General features: G+C 37.8%; 23 protein-coding genes. 21 read left to right on the forward strand and 2 right to left on the reverse strand.

Features of this window, described 5'->3' with window-relative positions:
* Position 1: 1 nt before the first annotated feature.
* From fabG to BMY14_RS03925, 6 genes are all read left to right on the forward strand, one after another.
* A complete protein-coding gene (fabG, locus tag BMY14_RS03900; RefSeq protein WP_091829396.1) occupies positions 2–745 on the forward strand; it encodes a 3-oxoacyl-[acyl-carrier-protein] reductase in 744 nt (247 codons plus the stop codon).
* Positions 746–779: 34 nt separating this feature from the next.
* On the forward strand, positions 780–1,010 hold the full coding sequence (locus BMY14_RS03905) for an acyl carrier protein (RefSeq protein ID WP_019553060.1): 231 nt from the start codon (positions 780–782) through the stop codon (positions 1,008–1,010).
* Between the two features lie 95 nt (positions 1,011–1,105).
* Complete coding sequence (locus BMY14_RS03910; RefSeq protein ID WP_091829398.1) at positions 1,106–2,050, forward strand: NAD(P)H-dependent flavin oxidoreductase; 945 nt, start codon at positions 1,106–1,108, stop codon at positions 2,048–2,050.
* A gap of 19 nt (positions 2,051–2,069) precedes the next feature.
* A complete protein-coding gene (gene fabF / locus BMY14_RS03915; protein WP_091829400.1) occupies positions 2,070–3,314 on the forward strand; it encodes a beta-ketoacyl-ACP synthase II in 1,245 nt (414 codons plus the stop codon).
* Position 3,315: 1 nt separating this feature from the next.
* Positions 3,316–4,047, forward strand: a complete 732-nt coding sequence (gene rnc / locus BMY14_RS03920) for a ribonuclease III (RefSeq protein WP_091829402.1) — start codon at positions 3,316–3,318, stop codon at positions 4,045–4,047.
* Between the two features lie 42 nt (positions 4,048–4,089).
* Complete coding sequence (locus BMY14_RS03925) at positions 4,090–5,142, forward strand: elongator complex protein 3 (RefSeq protein ID WP_091829404.1); 1,053 nt, start codon at positions 4,090–4,092, stop codon at positions 5,140–5,142.
* A gap of 105 nt (positions 5,143–5,247) precedes the next feature.
* Here the strand turns inward: BMY14_RS03925 and BMY14_RS03930 are convergent, their stop codons facing one another.
* A complete protein-coding gene (locus BMY14_RS03930; protein WP_019553065.1) occupies positions 5,248–5,721 on the reverse strand; it encodes an acyl-CoA thioesterase in 474 nt (157 codons plus the stop codon).
* Positions 5,722–5,874: 153 nt separating this feature from the next.
* Here BMY14_RS03930 and BMY14_RS03935 point away from each other — a divergent pair, with 153 nt between their 5' ends.
* The 14 genes from BMY14_RS03935 to lepB all read left to right on the forward strand — a co-directional run bounded on the left by BMY14_RS03935 (position 5,875) and on the right by lepB (position 17,526).
* On the forward strand, positions 5,875–6,285 hold the full coding sequence (locus BMY14_RS03935; protein WP_019553066.1) for a winged helix-turn-helix transcriptional regulator: 411 nt from the start codon (positions 5,875–5,877) through the stop codon (positions 6,283–6,285).
* Positions 6,286–6,359: 74 nt separating this feature from the next.
* Entirely contained in the window at positions 6,360–7,163 is an 804-nt protein-coding gene (locus tag BMY14_RS03940; RefSeq protein WP_091829406.1) for an MBL fold metallo-hydrolase, read from the forward strand.
* A 100-nt stretch (positions 7,164–7,263) separates the two neighbouring features.
* On the forward strand, positions 7,264–10,818 hold the full coding sequence (smc, locus tag BMY14_RS03945) for a chromosome segregation protein SMC (protein WP_177177469.1): 3,555 nt from the start codon (positions 7,264–7,266) through the stop codon (positions 10,816–10,818).
* A 16-nt stretch (positions 10,819–10,834) separates the two neighbouring features.
* Positions 10,835–11,752, forward strand: a complete 918-nt coding sequence (gene ftsY, locus BMY14_RS03950; RefSeq protein WP_091829410.1) for a signal recognition particle-docking protein FtsY — start codon at positions 10,835–10,837, stop codon at positions 11,750–11,752.
* Positions 11,753–11,844: 92 nt separating this feature from the next.
* On the forward strand, positions 11,845–12,201 hold the full coding sequence (gene ylxM, locus BMY14_RS03955) for a YlxM family DNA-binding protein (protein WP_019553070.1): 357 nt from the start codon (positions 11,845–11,847) through the stop codon (positions 12,199–12,201).
* A 1-nt stretch (position 12,202) separates the two neighbouring features.
* On the forward strand, positions 12,203–13,564 hold the full coding sequence (gene ffh, locus BMY14_RS03960) for a signal recognition particle protein (protein WP_091829412.1): 1,362 nt from the start codon (positions 12,203–12,205) through the stop codon (positions 13,562–13,564).
* A gap of 43 nt (positions 13,565–13,607) precedes the next feature.
* Entirely contained in the window at positions 13,608–13,883 is a 276-nt protein-coding gene (gene rpsP / locus BMY14_RS03965; RefSeq protein WP_019553072.1) for a 30S ribosomal protein S16, read from the forward strand.
* A gap of 18 nt (positions 13,884–13,901) precedes the next feature.
* Positions 13,902–14,129: a KH domain-containing protein gene (locus BMY14_RS03970; protein WP_091829414.1), complete on the forward strand. Its 228-nt coding sequence runs from the start codon at positions 13,902–13,904 to the stop codon at positions 14,127–14,129.
* A 118-nt stretch (positions 14,130–14,247) separates the two neighbouring features.
* Positions 14,248–14,655, forward strand: a complete 408-nt coding sequence (locus BMY14_RS03975) for a YlqD family protein (RefSeq protein ID WP_019553074.1) — start codon at positions 14,248–14,250, stop codon at positions 14,653–14,655.
* Positions 14,627–15,160 (forward strand): ribosome maturation factor RimM, encoded by a 534-nt coding sequence (gene rimM, locus BMY14_RS03980; RefSeq protein ID WP_091829415.1) that lies wholly within the window; start codon positions 14,627–14,629, stop codon positions 15,158–15,160. The genes BMY14_RS03975 and rimM overlap by 29 nt, the downstream gene beginning before the upstream one ends.
* A 2-nt stretch (positions 15,161–15,162) precedes the next feature.
* A complete protein-coding gene (gene trmD, locus BMY14_RS03985) occupies positions 15,163–15,909 on the forward strand; it encodes a tRNA (guanosine(37)-N1)-methyltransferase TrmD (RefSeq protein WP_091829417.1) in 747 nt (248 codons plus the stop codon).
* Between the two features lies 1 nt (position 15,910).
* Positions 15,911–16,477: an RNA methyltransferase gene (locus tag BMY14_RS03990; protein WP_091829419.1), complete on the forward strand. Its 567-nt coding sequence runs from the start codon at positions 15,911–15,913 to the stop codon at positions 16,475–16,477.
* Between the two features lie 116 nt (positions 16,478–16,593).
* Entirely contained in the window at positions 16,594–16,935 is a 342-nt protein-coding gene (gene rplS / locus BMY14_RS03995) for a 50S ribosomal protein L19 (RefSeq protein WP_019553078.1), read from the forward strand.
* 72 nt (positions 16,936–17,007) lie between these two features.
* Complete coding sequence (lepB, locus tag BMY14_RS04000; protein WP_091829721.1) at positions 17,008–17,526, forward strand: signal peptidase I; 519 nt, start codon at positions 17,008–17,010, stop codon at positions 17,524–17,526.
* A 98-nt stretch (positions 17,527–17,624) separates the two neighbouring features.
* Here the strand turns inward: lepB and BMY14_RS21170 are convergent, their stop codons facing one another.
* Positions 17,625–17,969 carry a KTSC domain-containing protein gene (locus BMY14_RS21170; protein WP_425438909.1) on the reverse strand — a complete coding sequence of 115 codons (345 nt, stop codon included), beginning with the start codon at positions 17,967–17,969 and terminating at the stop codon, positions 17,625–17,627.
* A gap of 121 nt (positions 17,970–18,090) precedes the next feature.
* Between BMY14_RS21170 and ylqF the strand changes: the two genes are divergently transcribed.
* Entirely contained in the window at positions 18,091–18,981 is an 891-nt protein-coding gene (gene ylqF / locus BMY14_RS04010) for a ribosome biogenesis GTPase YlqF (RefSeq protein WP_019553081.1), read from the forward strand.
* Positions 18,982–19,238: the final 257 nt, after the last annotated feature.

The following is a 19,238-nucleotide window of genomic DNA, read 5'->3' on the forward strand; positions in this document are numbered from 1 at the left end:
AATGCTTTTAGACGGTAAGGTTGCTCTTGTTACTGGGGCATCGCGTGGAATTGGCCGTGCCATTGCAATTACATTAGCGAAAGCCGGTGCAGCTGTTGTAGTGAACTATGCAGGTAATGTAGCGGCTGCCAAAGAAGTAGAACAGATTATAGTGAGTGCCGGCGGTAAAGTGATGCTGGTGCAAGCGGACGTTGCAGATAGTGAATCTGTCGATGCCATGATTCAACAAACAATGGCTGAATTTGGTCGGATCGACATTCTTATAAATAATGCTGGAATTACGCGTGATGGACTTTTGATGCGTATGAAAGAAAGTGACTGGAATGCAGTCATTCAAACAAATTTAACAGGTGTTTTTTATTGTACAAAGGCTGTTTCAAAAATCATGATGAAGCAACGAATTGGTCGTGTTATTAATATGACATCCGTGGTAGGTTTGACTGGTAATGCAGGTCAGGCAAATTATGCAGCAGCAAAGGCTGGTGTAATTGGGTTTTCTAAATCTATGGCGAAAGAATTGGCTTCAAGAGGTATCACAGTAAACTTGGTAGCTCCGGGTTTTATTCAAACCGATATGACAGCCGTTCTTTCTGATAAGATTAAAGAAGATATGGTGGAAAATATTCCACTCGCAAGAATGGGAACTCCTGAGGATGTAGCACAGGCCGTCTTATTCTTAGCATCTGATAATGCTTCTTACATCACTGGCCAAACTATCAATGTAGATGGCGGTATGGTAATGTAATTATAATTTTTCTTAGTGGGAGGAGGTGAACGACTTGTCAACTTTTGAAAAAGTTAGAGATATCGTAGTAGAACAATTAGGTGTGGAAGCAGACGATGTAGCAATCGAATCGACTTTCATCGATGATTTAGGTGCAGACTCTCTTGATATTGTTGAATTAATCATGGCATTCGAAGAAGAATTCAGTATTGAAATTCCGGACGAAGCTGCTGAAAAGATTAAAACTGTTAATGATGTTGTAACCTATATAGACCAAAGCAAATAAGTTTGAGAGTCTTACCTTTTAGAAGAAAAGTCCCGTGAATTCGTTCTCGGGACTTTCTAAAGGTAATATGCATTGAATTGATTGGAGGAGTTATTTTGAAACTTCCAGAGCTGAAAATTGGCACTAAAATTGCAAGAATACCTATCATTCAAGGTGGTATGGCTATTCGCTTATCCACTGCTAAATTAGCTGCTTCAGTAGCTAATCAGGGTGGTATTGGACTGATTGCGGCTTCCGGTATGACAAATGACGAGTTGCGTTATGAAATCAGACTGGCTAGATCTTTAACGTCCGGAATTGTTGGCATTAACGTGATGGTTGCAGCAAGAAAGTTTAGCGAGATTGTAAAAACCGCAATTGATGAAGGTATAGATTTAGTTGTTGCAGGTGCCGGATTTTCGCGCGATATGTTTGGTTTAGGTCAGGAGTCTGGTACTCCAATCGTACCTATTGTTTCTTCTGTTAAATTAGCGAAAATTTCTCAACGTCTTGGTGCAGCAGCCATTGTTGTAGAAGGAAAAGAAGCAGGCGGACATTTGGGAACCGATACATCGGTAAGAAATTTAATTCCCGATATCCGTAGGGCTGTGGATATTCCTGTAATTGCAGCAGGTGGTGTAATGAATGGTCAAGATATTGTTGATCTGATAAAAATGGGGGCAAATGGTGTACAAATGGGTACACGTTTTGCAGCCAGTGAAGAGTCTAATGCAGCTCCAGCATTAAAAGAATTTTATTTAAAAGCTAGAGCTGAAGATGTAGTTGTAATTCAAAGTCCAGTAGGTCTTCCGGGACGTGCAGTTCGAAATCCGTTTGTAGAAAAAATATTAGTGGGGTCAGTCCCTGTTAAAACCTGTGATGCCTGTTTGAAAAATTGCAAACAGAATTTTTGCATTATTCGAGCCCTGATTCGAGCCCAACAGGGCGATGTAGAAACAGGGTTGGTATTCACAGGAGAATATATTCATCGTATAAAAGAAATTTTATCGGTTAAGGAAATATTTTCAAGATTACAGGCGGAAATTGCAATTATAGATTAAGTTGTGAGGTGTTTAGAGTTTGGAAAATAGAGTAGTAATTACAGGTATAGGGGCGATTACTCCAATCGGTATTGGTAAAGATGCATTCTGGGAAGCTCTGTTAGCAGGAAAGTCTGGAATCAAAAAAACCAGCCGATTTGATGCGTCTGACTATACTGCACAAGTAGCTGGAGAAGTTCAAGATTTTGAGCCATTCAACTATATTGATAAAAAAGAAGCAAAGCGCATGGATCGTTATACGCAGTTTGCGGTGGCGGCAAGTAAGCTTGCTTTAGAAGATTCAAAAATTGATTTAGATCAAGAAGATCGGGATCGCATCGGAGTTATCATTGGTACTGGTATTGGTGGTATTGAGACATTGCATACACAATATACGACGTTATTCGATAAAGGTCCTGGTCGTATCAGCCCATTTTTTATTCCGATGATGATTGGCAATATGGCAGCTGGCCAAACGTCGATTACCTTTGGTCTTAAAGGTCCAAGCAGCTGTGTCGTAACAGCATGTGCTACCGGAACCAATTCAATTGGTGATGCTTGTCGTTTGATTCAACGCGGCGATGCGGATGCTATGGTTGCTGGTGGGACAGAAGCATGTATTTCACCTGCAGCGGTTGCTGGATTTTGTTCAATGAAAGCATTATGTTCCGATCATAACGCAGATCCGGAAAAAGCATCTCGTCCATTTGATAAAACACGTAGTGGGTTTGTTATGGGTGAGGGCGCTGGTGTAGTTTTATTAGAAAGTTTAGAACATGCCGAAAAGCGTGGGGCTCATATTTATGCTGAGATTGTAGGCTATGGTTCCAATTCGGATGCTTTTCATATTACATCTCCTGCTCCAGGTGGTGCACAGGCTGCAAAATGCATGCAAATTGCGTTAAAAGACGCAAAGCTTGCTCCTGAATCGGTTGATTATATCAATGCCCATGGTACATCCACTCATTTGAATGATGAAACAGAAACAGCGGCTGTTAAAACTGTTTTTGGTGATCATGCCTATAAATTGGCTATGAGCTCAATTAAGTCCATGACAGGACATTTGCTTGGTGCTGCTGGTGGAATTGAATGTATTGCAACGGCGCTCACAATTGAAAATGATATTATGCCGCCAACGATCAATTATGAAGTGCCAGATGAAGGTTTAGATCTTGATTATGTACCAAATAAATCCCGTGAAAAAGTTGTCAATGTTGCTTTATCAAATTCCTTAGGTTTTGGTGGTCATAATGCATGTCTCATTTTAAAGAAATATGTAAAGTAAAATGAATGTAGCTAAGAAATTGACTGAGGAAAGAAAAGCAGCATTAGTTACATTTGCCAAGAAATTGGGTGTTGCATTTACGGATTGGAATTTGCTCCATCAGGCGTTGACTCATACTTCTTATGCGAACGAAGCGAAACGGTCGCATATTGTTCATAATGAACGGTTGGAATTTTTGGGTGATGCAGTGTTGGAACTAGCAACCAGTTCGTATTTGTTTAAACATTTTCCCAATTTGCCCGAAGGCGAATTGACAAAAGCAAGAGCCTCTGTCGTTTGTGAGGCGACTCTTGCTAAACGGGCTTCCAAGCTTAATGTAGGGGAGTATCTTCTGTTTGGTAAGGGTGAGCTTGCAACTGGTGGTAAAACGCGTGCATCTATTTTGGCTGATGCTTTTGAGGCGGTTATTGGTGCTATTTATATGGATCAAGGCATGCAAAAAGCATCCGCTTATATTCTAAAACAGTTGCAAGATGATTTATTGATGATTGAAACGGGAAAAAATATTCAAGATTATAAAACATTATTGCAAGAGGTTATTCAAAAAAATATCGATCAAAAAATTCACTATGCATTGCTTTCGGAAGATGGTCCAGATCATAATAAAATCTTTGAAATTGCTGTTATGGTAAATGATGAGAAATATGGAATTGGCTTCGGCAAGAGCAAAAAAGAGGCGGAGCAGCACGCTGCTAAGGCAGCTTTAGCAAAAATGAATAAAATTGATGAATAAAATTGGATGGCTGAGGCCATCCAATTTTTGTATGAGGCAAATATGAAAAATTATATTATTCCAATTTTTATACCGCATTATGGGTGTCCTCATACCTGTGTATTTTGTAATCAACGCAAAATAACTGGTATCCAAACTGACGTGACGCAAGAGTTTATCCAAAACACAATTGAATATCATTTAAATCGAATCCGGGGAAATAAATTTATTGAAGTTGCTTTTTATGGTGGCAGCTTTACGGCACTGCCGCTTTCTTTGCAAAGAAAATTATTAGAGCCGGCTTATCGCTATATGCAAGCAAAAAAAATAAAATCGATTCGCATATCGACTCGCCCAGACTGTATTAGTAGTGATATTTTGGATAATTTAGCTGCTTTTGGTGTAAAGACGATTGAACTCGGTGCCCAATCTTTTAATGATTCAATCCTTGCACGATCGGAACGTGGTCACACCGTGGACGACATTTTAAGAGCAGCTGAACTTGTGCGTGGGCATGGATTTTGTTTGGGAATTCAATTGATGCCAGGACTGCCTGGAGATACTTGGCAAACTATTATGGATTCCCTTTCACAGACGATTGCACTTTGTCCTGATTTTGTGCGTATTTATCCTACCTTGGTTTTAATTCAGACAAAATTAGCACAGCTTTATCAAAAAGGAGATTATCAGCCTTTGTCATTAAAACAGGCCATTCAATATGCTGCGCTCATGAAGCTGACTTTTATTCGTCATGATATTCAGGTCATTCGTGTTGGGCTTCAGGCTAGTGAACAACTTGACGATGGTGAAACGATTCTGGCTGGACCGTATCATCCTGCTTTTGGCGAATTAGTGGATTCGTATTTATTTAAAATCCAAATGGATCAGCTGTTAGAAGGCCTTCCCACTAAATATGGAGAAATTATTGTGCACCATCATCCGAAAGATACTTCTAAACTACGAGGTAATAAAAATTGCAATCTGGGCCTTTGGTATAAAGAGTATCAGTTAAAAAATATTATTTTAAAACAGGATTTGGCAACGTTACATCACGTTGTTGTAGAATTTCAAAACATAAAATACAGTTTGAATAGTGATTTATTAGTCATGATATAAAAAGATATACAAATAAACTCTGCCCGAATTGAGCAGAGTTTATTTTGTGTAGGTTTCGTAATTTTCTAATTGTATAGTAGCGTTCGTGCAAAAGTCTTTTTTACTTTAAGCAGATTTGCGCTTACTTTGACGATGTTCTTCATAACGGCGTTTGCCTTCCATGAAAGCTCTTTTTTCTGTATCTGTTTCTAATTTTAATGGTGGTACTGGCAATGGTTTACCATTACGATCCATTGCTACCATTGTAAAATAAGCGGATAAAGCTTGTTGTGGTGTGGACTCATCGTCCAGATCTTCAACTTCTACTTTTACGGAAATTTCCATTGATGTATGACCGACAAATACAATTTCAGCTGTACAAATAACTAAATCACCAATTAAAATTGGTTCATGAAATTGCAATTCATCAACTCGGGCTGTGACAACATTGGTATGTGCATATCTACGAGCTGCTGTATAAGCAGTTGAATCCATGATTTTCATGATTTCGCCGCCATGAACATTGCCAGCTACATTCGCTTGATTCGGCAGCATAATTTGGCTGATGATTACTTGTTTTTTAATTTTTTGGTTCAACATATAAAGCACCTCTAAGTTTTCAATTGTATTTTATTTGTTACATGCAAATCTTTAATTTGTATGTTAAGATAGTAACATTACACTATTTATTTTGCAAGTAGGCACTTATTTGTATTGTAGTATCAATAATGATACTGTAAAGGAGGGGTATTTGTGAAAGAAATTAAAAAACATGAAGAATGTCATATGAAAGACACTTGTGTCCAATATGCGATTTGTCCAATGGATTTAGTACAACATCTTTTATCAGGGAAACGAAAATTGATTATTCTTTGGTATTTAAGCTATAAAGTGCTTCGTTTTAGTGATATAAAAAGGCGCTTGCCCGATATTACGCAAAGGATGCTGACCTTGCAGCTTAGAAGTTTAGAGGAAGATAAACTTATTTTTCGTAAAGTGTATCCGGTCATTCCACCAAAAGTTGAATATGGTCTGACGGATAATGGCAGAAAGATGATTCCTATTTTAGAAATGATGCATCAGTTTGGGTCAAGTTATCTAGAAGCAGGCTTGTATGAAACGGCAGCGGAACATCAAAAAATTGTTGAAAAACCATGCCAATAATGTTTTCTGACGATTGCCAGATAAAATATTTAATGAAACTTATATAATTATGAAATGAAAAGGTGATTTGAGAGATGGAAGAATTAATTATGCTGGGAACTGGTTCGGCTATGGTGACAAATTGTTTTAATACGTGTTTTGCCATACATTTATCCGAAGAATATTTTTTAGTGGATGCGGGGGGTGGCAATGGTATTTTGCGCCAATTGGAACAAACAAATATTCCCTGTGAAAATATTCACCATATGTTTGTGACACATAGTCACACCGATCATGTGCTTGGAGTAATCTGGGTCATTCGAAAAATAGCAACCCTCATGAACCAAAATAAATATCAGGGGAATTTTACGATATATTGTCACAGGGAATTAATCGATATCATAACCACCATCACCACATTAACTTTGAAAAAGAAGGATGTGCAGCAATTAGAACGACGCATTTTCTTTAAAGAAGTGCAAGATGGTCAATCTTTGTCGATATTAGATATGAAAATGACATTTTTTGATATTGCATCGATAAAAGCAAAGCAATTTGGGTTTACAGCAGTTTTGCCAAGTGGGAAACGTTTTTCCTGTCTGGGTGATGAACCATTTAATGTACGTTGTCAGGGTTATGTTGAAAACAGTGAATGGCTTTTATCAGAAGCGTTTTGTCTTTATGCGGATCGTGATGTTTTCAAGCCATATGAAAAGAATCATAGTACTGTAAAAGAAGCTTGTGAGACAGCTGAACTACTTAAAGCAAAGAATTTGGTGCTTTATCATACCGAAGATAAAAACATGAAAAATCGTCAGTATTCTTATACAACTGAAGGTGTAGCGTATTATAAGGGGCAGATCTATGTACCAGATGATTTGGCTGTAATTGTTTTATAAAGGTTGTTTGTGATACAATAAATTTGAGAGTTATTTTAAGGTATAGAACGACTGAAAAAATTTATTTCTATATAGCAATAATATTAGGTTGGTGAATAGATTGCAATTACGTAAATTAGAAGCGTATGGCTTCAAATCGTTTGCTGATAAGCTGGAAATTGAATTTGATAAGGGAATTACGGCAATTGTTGGTCCAAATGGCAGCGGAAAAAGTAATATTACCGATGCAATTCGCTGGGTTTTGGGTGAGCAAAATGTACGGAATTTACGTGGAGCAAAAGCGGAAGATATTATTTTTACAGGAAGCTCTACCAGAAGAGCATTAGGTTTAGCTGAAGTTTCTCTGACCTTTGATAATAGTGATGGACAGCTGTCGGTCGATTTTAATGAAGTTGTCATAACACGCCGTTTGTACCGATCCGGTGAAAGTGAATATTATATTAATAAAGCACGTTGTCGTTTAAAAGACATCTATGATCTTTTTGCCGATACGGGATTAGGGCGTGATGCGATCAGCGTCATCAGCCAAAATAAAATTGATCAGGTTTTAAATAGTAAACCGGAAGAGCGACGTCTTTTATTCGAAGAAACAGCAGGTATTACCAAGTATCGTAATCGAAAGAAAGAATCCTTACGTAAACTAGAAGATACCGAACAAAATTTGCTGCGTGTGATGGATATTATTCATGAAATTGAACATCAGTTAGGGCCACTGGCTGAATATGCAGAAAAAACAAAACAGTATAATGTGTTACATGAAGAATATAAAAAATCAAAATTAACCGTATTACTAAATCGGTACGAACAATATAATCATGATTTTGAAATGAATAAGAAACAAATTTTGGAATTGCAGCAATCTAGTCAGGCAAGTGAAGTGAGAGTTAATTTATTAGAGGTCACAAAGGAACAGTTAAATAATGAATTGACCCAAGTAGAGAAATCACTGCAAATACTTTCGGTTAAAAATAGTGAACTCGCTACTGCGATTGAAAAAAACAATAGTGATATGGCTATATGCAAGGAACGCTTAGAACGAAGCAATGAGAATGGTCAGCGATTACAAACCAATCAAGCCGAACTGGAGAACAATAAGCTGGAAATGTCAGACCAACTTTTTGAATCACAGAAAAAGATAGAACAATTTGAAGAAAAAGCTAAACGAATTGTTTTACAGATTCAAGAGGAATCTGTCCGTGAAGAAATCCTGCAGGGGCAAATTTCTGAAATTGAACTGGCAATAAAAATGATTCAGGAAAAATCGTTGGAACAAGTCCAAAAATTAACGAATCGGCGCAATGATTTGCTTCTTTTAGAGCATGATATAAAAGAACTTCAAGTACAATTGGTTCAACTAAATGAAGAAGCTGTGAATGAACAACACAAGATGACGGATAATCAGGTCCTTTTAATGGATTTAAATACGCAGGCACAAGTTTTGTTTGATAACATGATGAAAGCACAGCATGAAAAAATGTTGGTGGAAAAAAACCTTGAAGCGGCTGGCATTGAGCAGCATGAAATGGATGAAAAACAACGCAATCTGCAGCAAGGACTCAGTGCGGCTCAATCAAAAGTTGAATTTTTGGCAAATATGCAGAAAGAATACGAAGGCTTTGGTCGTGCTACAAAAAGTGTGTTAAAAAGCAATGAAAAATGGCAGGCTGGTATTTGCGGTGCTGTAGTGGAACTCATTGATGTTCAATCGGATTATATTACGGCAGTTGAAATTGCTTTAGGCGGCAGTCTGCAAAATATCGTTACCGATCATGATATGACAGCAAAAGCAGCAATTAATTTTTTAAAACGCGAGAAACTAGGACGTGTAACCTTTTTGCCTTTGAATACAATTGTTGTTCGTAAATCATTTGATGATGGCAGTCTGCAAATGGCACCAGGTTTTATTGGATATGCAAACGAACTCGTTTCCACCAATGTAAAATATAAAAAAATCGTTGATTTTTTACTCGCTAGAACATTAGTAGTCGATACGATTGAACATGCAGTTGAATTGGCGAAAAAGCAAGGCTTTAAAGCGCGAATTGTCACTCTGGCAGGCGAACTTATCAATCCAGGCGGATCTATTTCTGGCGGTAGTACGGGTCGGCGTGAGGCGAGTTTCTTAAATCGCAGTGGCGAAATTGCAGCCTTTCATCAGGAAATCGCAAGCAAGCAGAGTGAACTCATAGAATTGAATCAAAAAAAGATTCTACAGGAAAATAGTTTGCGAGAATTGGAAATGCAAGCTCAAACTGCTAGTAAGCAAGAGCACCTCTTGACAGTACAACAGGCGGAACTGAAAATTTATATTGAAAAAGCGACGATGGAATTAGCTGATAAGAAAACCAAGCTGCATTCTTTACAGGAACTGGGCGATACGTTACAGGCAAAAGAAATTCGTATCAAACAGCAGATGACAGATGTTAAAGCTGAAATTGAATATATGCAGCATACGGATAATCAACAAAAAGGTCAAGATGAAACGACGGAAAATCAGCTTATACAATTAAAAAAAGAACAAGAAACACTTCGACAGATTTCTGTGAATAGTAAAATAGAACAAACCGTTGCTGAGCAGGAATTAATCCGCCATCATGAACTTCGAACTAATATGCAGCAGACTATGGATCGGTATAACAGCGATTTACTAAAAATCAAACAGGAACAAGAGTCACTGCATCAGGTGACTGTTGCGACGCAGCGAGAATTAACGGAATTGGCGAAGAAAAATGTACAGTTCGTTACACTCCGTGAGATTGGCACGAAAGATTATGATAATTTTTATCAAGTTAAAATGGAAAAAATGGTGTCAATTCAAAGTAATGATCGCGAAATAAAAGATGCGAATAAACAACAAAATGACTTGCAAAATAAAATTCATCAAACGGAACTGTTACAAACAAAATCTGAATTTGAACGGCAGCAATGTCTTGAAATATTCGAGAGTGAGTATCATTTGTCGATTGAACAGGCACAAACATATAGACTCGATGAGACGAATACCTCACTTGGTAAAAAAATTCGTTTACTGGAAAAAGAAATGGAAGAATTAGGACCGATCAATCCCAATGCGATAACGGAATATGAAAATCTCAATACAAGGTATACATTCATGCAAAAGCAGTTAACGGATCTTAGTGTCGCAAAAGAGTATTTGGCGGGTATTATTCGTGATATGGATATTACAATGTCTAAACAGTTTTCAGAAGCTTTTGCCCAAATCAGCCTGTACTTCAGCGAGATTTTTGTGAAATTATTTGGTGGCGGTCAAGCTAAATTGGAACTTACTGATACACAAAATGTATTGGAAGCCGGGGTGGAAATTGCTGTTCAACCGCCCGATAAAAAGCTGCAAAATCTTGCAGTCTTATCAGGCGGCGAACGGGCACTTACGGTTATTGCTCTGCTGTTCTCCTTTTTACAATATCGTCCGGCACCATTTAGTGTAGTCGATGAAATCGATGCACCGCTTGACGAGGCGAACGTGGATCGATTTAGTGCTTTTTTGAAAGAATATGCTCTAAAAACACAATTTATTGTTGTAACACATCGTAAAGGAACGATGGAGGCCGCGGATATCATGTATGGAGTAACCGTTGAAGATGCAGGTGTTTCGAGACTTGTTTCCGTAAGGCTGGAAGAAGCGTTGAAATAAATTTTGGAGGAAAATTATGGGATTTTTTGATAAATTAAAAAAAGGGTTAGAAAAAACACGTAAATCGTTTACAGAAAAAATTGAACAAATTGTTGTGGGTTACGCAAAAATAGACGATGATTTACTCGATGAGTTGGAAGAAGCATTGATTTCAGCAGATGTTGGGGTAAAGACATCAACGCTGTTAATGGAAGAGGTTCACCACGGCATCAAAAAGAAAGAAATTAATACACCAGAAGATTTACGACCGTTCCTGGAGGAAAAAATCAGTGCGCTTTTAATGACCGGGTCGGATGCAAGTACATTGGCAGTGAATCCGCCTACCGTTATTTTGGTTATTGGTGTTAATGGAGTCGGTAAGACGACAACCATTGGTAAGCTGGGAAATTACTATAAGGAACAAGGCAAAACCGTTATGCTGGCTGCTGCGGATACATTTCGTGCCGCAGCGATTGATCAGTTGGAAATATGGGGCACTCGAATTGGGGCAACTGTCATTAAACATGACGAGGGATCGGACCCGGCATCGGTTGCTTTTGATGCAGTAAAAGCTGCAAAAGCCAGAAATATTGATGTACTTATTATTGATACGGCTGGTCGTTTGCATACAAAATCAAATTTAATGGAAGAATTGAAAAAAATAAATCGGGTCATTCAACGCGAAATTCCCGAAGCTCCCCACGAAACATTGCTTGTGCTAGATGCAACAACGGGACAAAATGCGATTAATCAGGCCGATGTTTTTTCACAGTCGGCACCAATTTCTGGTGTAGTATTGACGAAACTGGATGGTACGGCAAAAGGCGGCGTTGTTGTTGGCATCAAAGCCGAACTAAAAATGCCAGTGAAGTGGATTGGCATCGGTGAAGCAGTAGATGATTTGAGACCATTTAATTCAGAAGACTTTGCAAAAGCTTTATTCTCCGACAAGTAAAAAAGCTTGACAATAATAAATAAGTTCTGTATAATAGCAAAGTCAAGTGAATTTACTTGGCAGAATAAATGTAGTAGTCAGGGTGATCCGACGTGCTGGAAAAACTTTTGCACATGAGTGCATTGTTTGATTTTTACGGGGCTTTACTTACAGAGAAGCAACAACGTTGCCTGGAAATGCATTTTTTTGATGACTTGTCTTTATCAGAAATTGCAAATGAACTGGGAATATCGAGGCAAGCTATTTATGATATTATCCATCGTTCAGAGCAGTCTTTGAATGATTATGAAATAAAGCTGGGTTTAGTCGCAAGATATAAAGAAGAACGCTTGGAGCTGCAATCGATTTCAGAATCGGTAGAGAAACTTCGGGGTTTAGATAATAAAACAGAAATAAATGATATATTGAAAAGGCTTTCCAGCCTAATTGGTAAGGTTAAGGAGGCATGAAATGATTTTTGAAGGTTTAGCGGATCGTCTCCAAGAGACTTTTAAGAAGTTACGCGGTCATGGCAAGTTAACAGAAGCTGATGTTAATGAAGCAATGCGTGAAGTGCGTATGGCACTTTTAGAAGCAGATGTTAACTTTAAAGTTGTAAAAGAATTTGTTGCAAAAGTAAAAGAACGTGCAATTGGTCAAGATGTTTTAGAAACATTGACACCGGCGCAAGTTGTCATAAAGATTGTTAATGAAGAATTAACGGCTTTAATGGGTGGCACACAAAGCCGAATTATGATTGCATCTAAACCGCCAACGGTTATCATGCTGGTTGGTCTGCAAGGCGCAGGGAAAACAACATCGGCAGGAAAACTTGGTTTAGCAATGAAAAAGCAAGGCAAAAGGCCTCTTTTAGTGGCAGCGGATATTTATCGTCCGGCAGCAATCAAGCAACTGCAAGTATTAGGCGAACAGCTTAATATTCCAGTTTTTGCAATGCCGGAAGGCACGGATGTTGTGACAATCACTGAAAAAGCGATGGAACAAGCAAACTCACATATCAATGATATTGTAATTATAGATACAGCCGGTCGTTTGCATATCAATGAAGAGTTGATGCAGGAATTAAAATCAATTAAGCAGCACGTCAAACCACATGAAATTTTACTTGTAGTTGATGCTATGACGGGGCAAGATGCAGTTAATGTTGCGGAAAGTTTTAATGCTGATTTAGGCTTAGATGGTGTAATCCTCACCAAATTAGATGGTGATGCCCGCGGTGGTGCGGCATTATCTGTTAAGGCAGTAACAGGCTGCCCAATTAAATTTGTCGGTATGGGCGAAAAGCTAGAAGCTCTTGAACCATTTTATCCAGACCGTATGGCATCACGAATTCTTGGTATGGGTGATATGCTTTCTTTAATTGAAAAAGCACAATCAACGTTTGATGCCGATGAAACCAAAAAAATGGAAAAGAAATTCCGTAAAGATGAATTTACTTTAGATGATTTTTTAGCACAGATGCAGCAGGTTCGTAAATTAGGATCGTTAGATCAGATTCTTGGTATGATTCCGGGTATGGGTAATATCAAGAAAAAGCTAGGCGATGTAGATCTTGATTTGAATGGTAAAGAAATAAAACATATTGAAGCTATTATTTATTCCATGACGCCGAAAGAACGTCGTGATGTAAATATTATAAATGGCAGCCGACGTAAACGTATTGCTGTAGGCAGTGGTACAAAAGTCCAAGAGGTTAATAAACTCATCAAACAATTTTCTGAAGCTAAAAAGATGATGAAAAAGATGCAGGGAATGACCAAAGGTAAAGGTAAACAAGGTCTGGGCGGTTTTAAAATGCCGTTTATGAATTAAAGTTTATAGAATTTATTATTTTTAGAAGGAGGTGAATTTTTTTATGGCAGTTAAAATTCGTTTAAACCGTATGGGTGCGAAAAAGAACCCTTTCTATCGTGTGGTAGTAGCTGATTCTCGTTCACCACGTGATGGTCGTTTTATTGAAATATTAGGACATTATGATTCCACTAAAGAACCTGCAATTATTAAGATTGATGAAGAAAAAGCTCTTGAGTGGATGAATAAAGGTGCTCAACCAACTGATACCGTTAAGTCTTTATTTAGAAAAGAAGGTATCATGGCTAAATTTGATGAAGCAAAACGCACAAAGAACTAAGAAAGAGGCATAATAGATATGAAACAAATTGTTGAAATTATCGCCAAATCATTAGTACAAAATCCGGAACAGGTAGTAGTAGAAGAAAAAGATAATACTAGTATTACTGTATATGAATTACATGTTGCTCCGGATGATATGGGCAAAGTCATCGGCAAACAAGGTCGCATTGCGAAAGCAATGCGGACTGTTGTGAAAGCGGCGGCTACTCGCGAAAACAAAAAAGTCACTGTTGAGATCGTTTAAAAACTGCGGCAACGAATCCATTATTTTAGAATAGGGATTATTGCCGCTGTTTCTTTATAAAAAAATTAATGGAAAATGATAGATTATTTACATAAAATAGAGTGGGAGTGACCGTATAATGGATAGTATGACTTTGAAATGTCCTGTAACTATCAAGGCAAAAGTTACGGAAGACTTAAAAAAACAATTAGCGAGTGAGATTCAAAACAATATCAAGAAAACAGATTTAGAATTGCAGCAGATTGAATTTCAGGCAAAGCGTATCATGGCAGAACAAGCAAAACAGGATATGCAGGGATTGGAAGCAGTTCGCCAACAAATTGATGCGGAAACTAAGAAGCGCCTTGATTTTAAAAATCATTTAGTTGATCAGTTAAAAGAAAGTGGACAGCTTGAAATTGGCGCGGAAATCGTTCAGGGGACATTGGAAAGAATTGTTGAAATCAAAGTTGGCGATGAAATGCCACAAATCATGAATGCTGAAATTTTGGTGGAAGATGGAAAAATCATTGCCTTCCGCAACTAAACCAATGGAAAAATTAATTGTAATTGGTAAGATTGGTGCCCCGCACGGTGTGCGGGGTGAAGTTCGTATTATTTCTTTGTCTGATTTCCCTGATCGATTTGAGTCTTTGAAAAAAGTTTATTTGGAAGATTCCACAACACTTGAGGTGGAATCAATGAAATACAATAAACAGTTCATTATTATGAAATTTAAGCAATTCAATGAACGGAATGATATCACGCCTTTTAATGGGGAATTGATCCATGTGAAACGCAGTGAAGTTCCACCACTTTCTGAAGGTGAATATTATTCTTTTGATATCATTGGTTTGTCTGTGTACGATGAAAATAATGAGCTTGTTGGAAACATTACGGAAATATTAAAAACAGGCAGCAATGATGTATATATTGTTTCGCAAAAAGGGCAAGCAAAACAGATTTTAGTACCAGCACTTAAAAAGGTTGTAACAGAGATTGATCTCGTGAATGGTAAAATGAAAATTATTCGTCCGGAAGAGTTGGATTAATTATGCAGATAGATATCATTTCTTTATTTCCTGAGATGTTTGCGGGTCCTTTTGGTCAAAGCATTACCAAAAGAGCAATTGAAAACAATCTTTTAAATGTACAAATTACAAATCCTCGTCAATTTGCTTATGACAAACATCAGCAGGTCGATGATGCTCCTTTTGGCGGCGGCAACGGTATGGTTTTGAAACCAGAACCGTTTTTTCGTGCGGTCAAGCATATTAAAGACAATACAGAATTTATCAATCGTCGCATCGTATTGATGTGTCCGAGTGGACAGCCTTTTACGCAAGCTAAAGCAAAAGAATTGGCAGGCTATGATCAGTTGATTTTTGTTTGTGGTCATTATGAAGGTTTTGATGCTCGGATTACGGATCATCTAGTTGATGAAGCTATTTCCATTGGTGATTATGTTCTTACTGGTGGTGAATTGCCCGCAATGGTGATTGTTGATGCATTGTCTAGAATGCTGCCTGGCGTGCTTGGTTCAGCTGAGTCAGCGCCAACGGATTCATTTTATGCAGGCCTCTTAGAGTGTCCGCAATATACTCGTCCGCGAGAATATCATGGGTTTTCAGTACCAGATATTCTTCTTTCTGGGGATCATGCGAAAATTAATTTGTGGCGTCGCCGAGAAGCTTTGCGTGTAACATTGTACGCACGTCCTGATTTATTAGAAAAGATTGAACTTGATGCGACGGACCTCAAACTATTAGCTGAAATAAAAGCAGAACGCAGGGGCAGCTAATATGACGGTGTATATTGGTTTGGTACATTATCCGATTTATAATCGCAATATGGAAGTTGTAACGACCTCTTTGACCAATTATGATTTGCATGATATTGCACGAACTGCACGAACTTATGGTATGGTTAAATATTTTATTATTCAACCAAATGAAGCGCAGGCAAAGCTGGCTCAGGCTGTTATTGATTATTGGCAAACTGGTTATGGCAGCGAATATCATAAAGATCGTAAGGAAGCATTTTCTATTTTGCAACAGGTTGCTACGATTGAAGACGCCATTCAACAAATTCAAGAACGAGAAGGTCAGAGACCTTTTGTTGTAACAACAGATGCACGAACCTATCCCAATACGATATCATATCAGCTGCTACGAAATAAGCTGGCTACGAACGATCAGCCATATTTACTGCTATTTGGTACGGGCTGGGGTATTGAAAAAGAGACCATGGCAAAGTTTGATTTTATTCTTGCTCCAATTTATGGTGCTGTTGATTATAATCATTTACCAGTTCGTGCCGCTGCAGCGATTATTTTAGATCGCCTATTAGGTGAAATCTGGTGGAAATGAAAAAAGTGTTTGAAACAAATTATAATATATGATATAATGAAAAAGTATGTGGACGGTCCTCTGAGTAATGATTATATGATTTACCATGAACGTCTGAATTAAGGAGGAAATTATCAATGAACATTATTCAAGCTTTAGAACAAGAACAACTTCGCTCAGATATTCCTGAATTTGCACCTGGTGACAGTGTACGTGTACATGTAAAAGTCGTCGAAGGTACGCGTGAACGTATTCAGATGTTTGAAGGCGTTGTAATTGGTCGTCAGAGTACCGGCGTTCGTGAAACATTTACAGTAAGACGTATATCTTATGGTGTTGGTGTTGAACGTACTTTCCCTGTACATTCTCCAAGACTTGAAAAAATCGACGTTATTCGTAGAGGTGTTGTACGCCGCGCGAAACTTTATTATCTTCGTAGCCTTACTGGTAAAGCTGCTCGTATTAAAGAAAGACGTTAGTAGTAATGATAGGGACTGTATTTCCAGTCCCTATTCTTTGTTTTTATAGGGAGGCTTGCGTTTGTGAGTAATATGTCGCTGGGTGAAGAACTTAAAGACTGGATCATATCCATACTTATTGCTGTAATATTAGCGTTTTTCATTCGATATTTTATTGTTGAATTATATTTAGTAGATGGACCTTCCATGCGTCCTACTTTACTAAGTCAGGAACGTTTGGTGGTAAATAAATTTATTTATCGCTTTAGAGCCCCTGAGCGTGGCGAAGTCTTGATTTTTCAATATCCAAAAGACACTAGTCGCGATTTTATTAAGAGAGTTATTGCTGTACCTGGCGATACAATTGAGATAAAAGAAGGCAGAGTTTTTGTGAATCAACAATTGATGAATGAACCTTATATTTTAAGTAAAACAATGGGAGATTACCCATTATCGACTGTGCCGGATGGTCACATCTTCGTTATGGGCGATAATCGAAATAATTCAGAAGACAGCAGATTTTCTGATGTTGGATTTGTTCCGTTTGAATTAATAAAAGGAAAAGCGGTTATGGTATTTTGGCCGTTTGATCATTTAAAGACATTATCTTAATTAGACAACAACGCCAGTATATAGAACCTATATACTGGCGTTTTATTTATAGAAATAAAAAAAGTGGCTGCATCTAAAACCACAGCCACTTTTATAAGTTAAACTCGATGATAATGATGGATTATTTCAATACGGGAAAGAGCAGAACCTAAAGACGCGGAATTAAGAAAATTATCATATTCCGCTTTAGAAACATCTGCATATTGATATAGTAATCCGCCTGGAAATTTAATTTCCAAGACGTTATTTTCCCAACCAACACTATCTATTCGACTAGATGATACAGTGTGTCTCTGCATTATAAACCATTCCCTTCCAGACCATTTCAACAAATTATGTTGATACTGTAAGTATACGCAAAAAACAACAATTAAACAATAGATAATATTTATAAATAAATAATCAAGAATATGCTTGATGTTAAGCGATTTGTCTACCGCCATCTACCATTTCAGTTTAAAATCATATATAAAGAAAAAGATAATACAGGAAAATTAAAAAATAAAAATGCGAAACCATTGAAAAATCCAGTATTGTCAATGGTTCACAGGAGGATAATAAAAGATGACTGAAGAAATGAAAAATGATTTGCCAACGGTTCATTGGTTTCCGGGACATATGGCAAAAGCACGTCGTTTAATTACCGAAAATTTAAAACTTGTTGATGTGGTGATTGAACTTCTTGATGCACGCATTCCCTATAGTAGTGCTAACCCTATGCTTCTTGAACTTATTGGTGAAAAACCGCGCGTAGTGGCTTTAAATAAATCGGATCTGGCAGATCCGGCAACGACAAAGGCGTGGATTGACTTGTATAAAAAGCAGCAGGTACAAGCTGTTTCTATTGATGCAATGACCGGTGTTGGTATGAAAACTTTAGTGAAGATGGCCGAAGAATTAGCAAGGGTAAAAACAGAAAAATTAGTGAGTCGTGGTGCGAATGCCAGAGCAGCACGTGTTATGATTTTAGGTATACCTAATGTAGGGAAATCTTCTTTGATTAATCGTTTAGCTGGTGCATCGGTCACACGGACCGCCGATAAACCAGGTGTGACAAAATCAAAGCAATGGATTAAAATAGGAAAAAATCTAGATTTACTTGATACACCGGGTATATTATGGCCGAAATTTGAAGATATGACGGTAGGGTTAAAGCTCGCCTTTACTGGAGCAATTAATGATGAAGCATATGATATGGAAAAGGTAATGAGTGTTTTTTTAGAAACGATGGCAGCAGATTATCCAGAAAGACTCATAGAACGTTATAAATTAATCGGTGAATTGCCAAAAACATCGGCCGAAATTTTAGAGATGATTGGTAAAAAACGTGGATTCCTTTTAAAAGGTGGTATTATCGATCATGAAAAAGGTAGACGTATTATCATAAATGAATTTCGTGCCGGCAAGCTTGGTTTGATTAGTTTGGATCAGCCCAATGCGCAGCAGGTTCATTAAACCTTTGCTAAAAGCTGTTTACAATATCGTAGACAGCTTTTTTAGTCGGAAGAAAAAAAGTACTTTTTACAAGGAAACAAATCTTTTGCTATCGAATACAGATTATATATAACGCATTAAAGAAATTCCATCCAGTCTACCAGTCTGCCAAAATGAGGTATAGGGCATCGTTTGCTTCCTACGTAACGCCACGGAGCCCTATACCCCATTCTTGACGATTGCCATATAAAATGTTTAATGCGTTCTATATATGTAAT

Origin of the sequence: Propionispira arboris, assembly GCF_900109225.1 — a bacterium.
GTDB classification, from domain to species: Bacteria; Bacillota; Negativicutes; order Selenomonadales; family Selenomonadaceae; genus Propionispira; species Propionispira arboris.

Excerpts from the sequence above, each read along its gene's own strand:
- fabG (WP_091829396.1), top strand. The coding sequence starts at position 2 with ATGCTTTTAGACGGTAAGGTTGCTCTTGTTACTGGGGCATCGCGTGGA.
- rnc (WP_091829402.1), top strand. The coding sequence starts at position 3,316 with ATGAATGTAGCTAAGAAATTGACTGAGGAAAGAAAAGCAGCATTAGTT.
- BMY14_RS03925 (WP_091829404.1), top strand. The coding sequence starts at position 4,090 with ATGAAAAATTATATTATTCCAATTTTTATACCGCATTATGGGTGTCCT.
- BMY14_RS03930 (WP_019553065.1), bottom strand. The coding sequence starts at position 5,721 with ATGTTGAACCAAAAAATTAAAAAACAAGTAATCATCAGCCAAATTATG.
- BMY14_RS03940 (WP_091829406.1), top strand. The coding sequence starts at position 6,360 with ATGGAAGAATTAATTATGCTGGGAACTGGTTCGGCTATGGTGACAAAT.
- ftsY (WP_091829410.1), top strand. The coding sequence starts at position 10,835 with ATGGGATTTTTTGATAAATTAAAAAAAGGGTTAGAAAAAACACGTAAA.
- ffh (WP_091829412.1), top strand. The coding sequence starts at position 12,203 with ATGATTTTTGAAGGTTTAGCGGATCGTCTCCAAGAGACTTTTAAGAAG.
- rpsP (WP_019553072.1), top strand. The coding sequence starts at position 13,608 with ATGGCAGTTAAAATTCGTTTAAACCGTATGGGTGCGAAAAAGAACCCT.
- BMY14_RS03970 (WP_091829414.1), top strand. The coding sequence starts at position 13,902 with ATGAAACAAATTGTTGAAATTATCGCCAAATCATTAGTACAAAATCCG.
- BMY14_RS03975 (WP_019553074.1), top strand. The coding sequence starts at position 14,248 with ATGGATAGTATGACTTTGAAATGTCCTGTAACTATCAAGGCAAAAGTT.
- rimM (WP_091829415.1), top strand. The coding sequence starts at position 14,627 with ATGGAAAAATCATTGCCTTCCGCAACTAAACCAATGGAAAAATTAATT.
- trmD (WP_091829417.1), top strand. The coding sequence starts at position 15,163 with ATGCAGATAGATATCATTTCTTTATTTCCTGAGATGTTTGCGGGTCCT.
- BMY14_RS03990 (WP_091829419.1), top strand. The coding sequence starts at position 15,911 with ATGACGGTGTATATTGGTTTGGTACATTATCCGATTTATAATCGCAAT.
- rplS (WP_019553078.1), top strand. The coding sequence starts at position 16,594 with ATGAACATTATTCAAGCTTTAGAACAAGAACAACTTCGCTCAGATATT.
- lepB (WP_091829721.1), top strand. The coding sequence starts at position 17,008 with ATGTCGCTGGGTGAAGAACTTAAAGACTGGATCATATCCATACTTATT.
- BMY14_RS21170 (WP_425438909.1), bottom strand. The coding sequence starts at position 17,969 with ATGGCGGTAGACAAATCGCTTAACATCAAGCATATTCTTGATTATTTA.
- ylqF (WP_019553081.1), top strand. The coding sequence starts at position 18,091 with ATGACTGAAGAAATGAAAAATGATTTGCCAACGGTTCATTGGTTTCCG.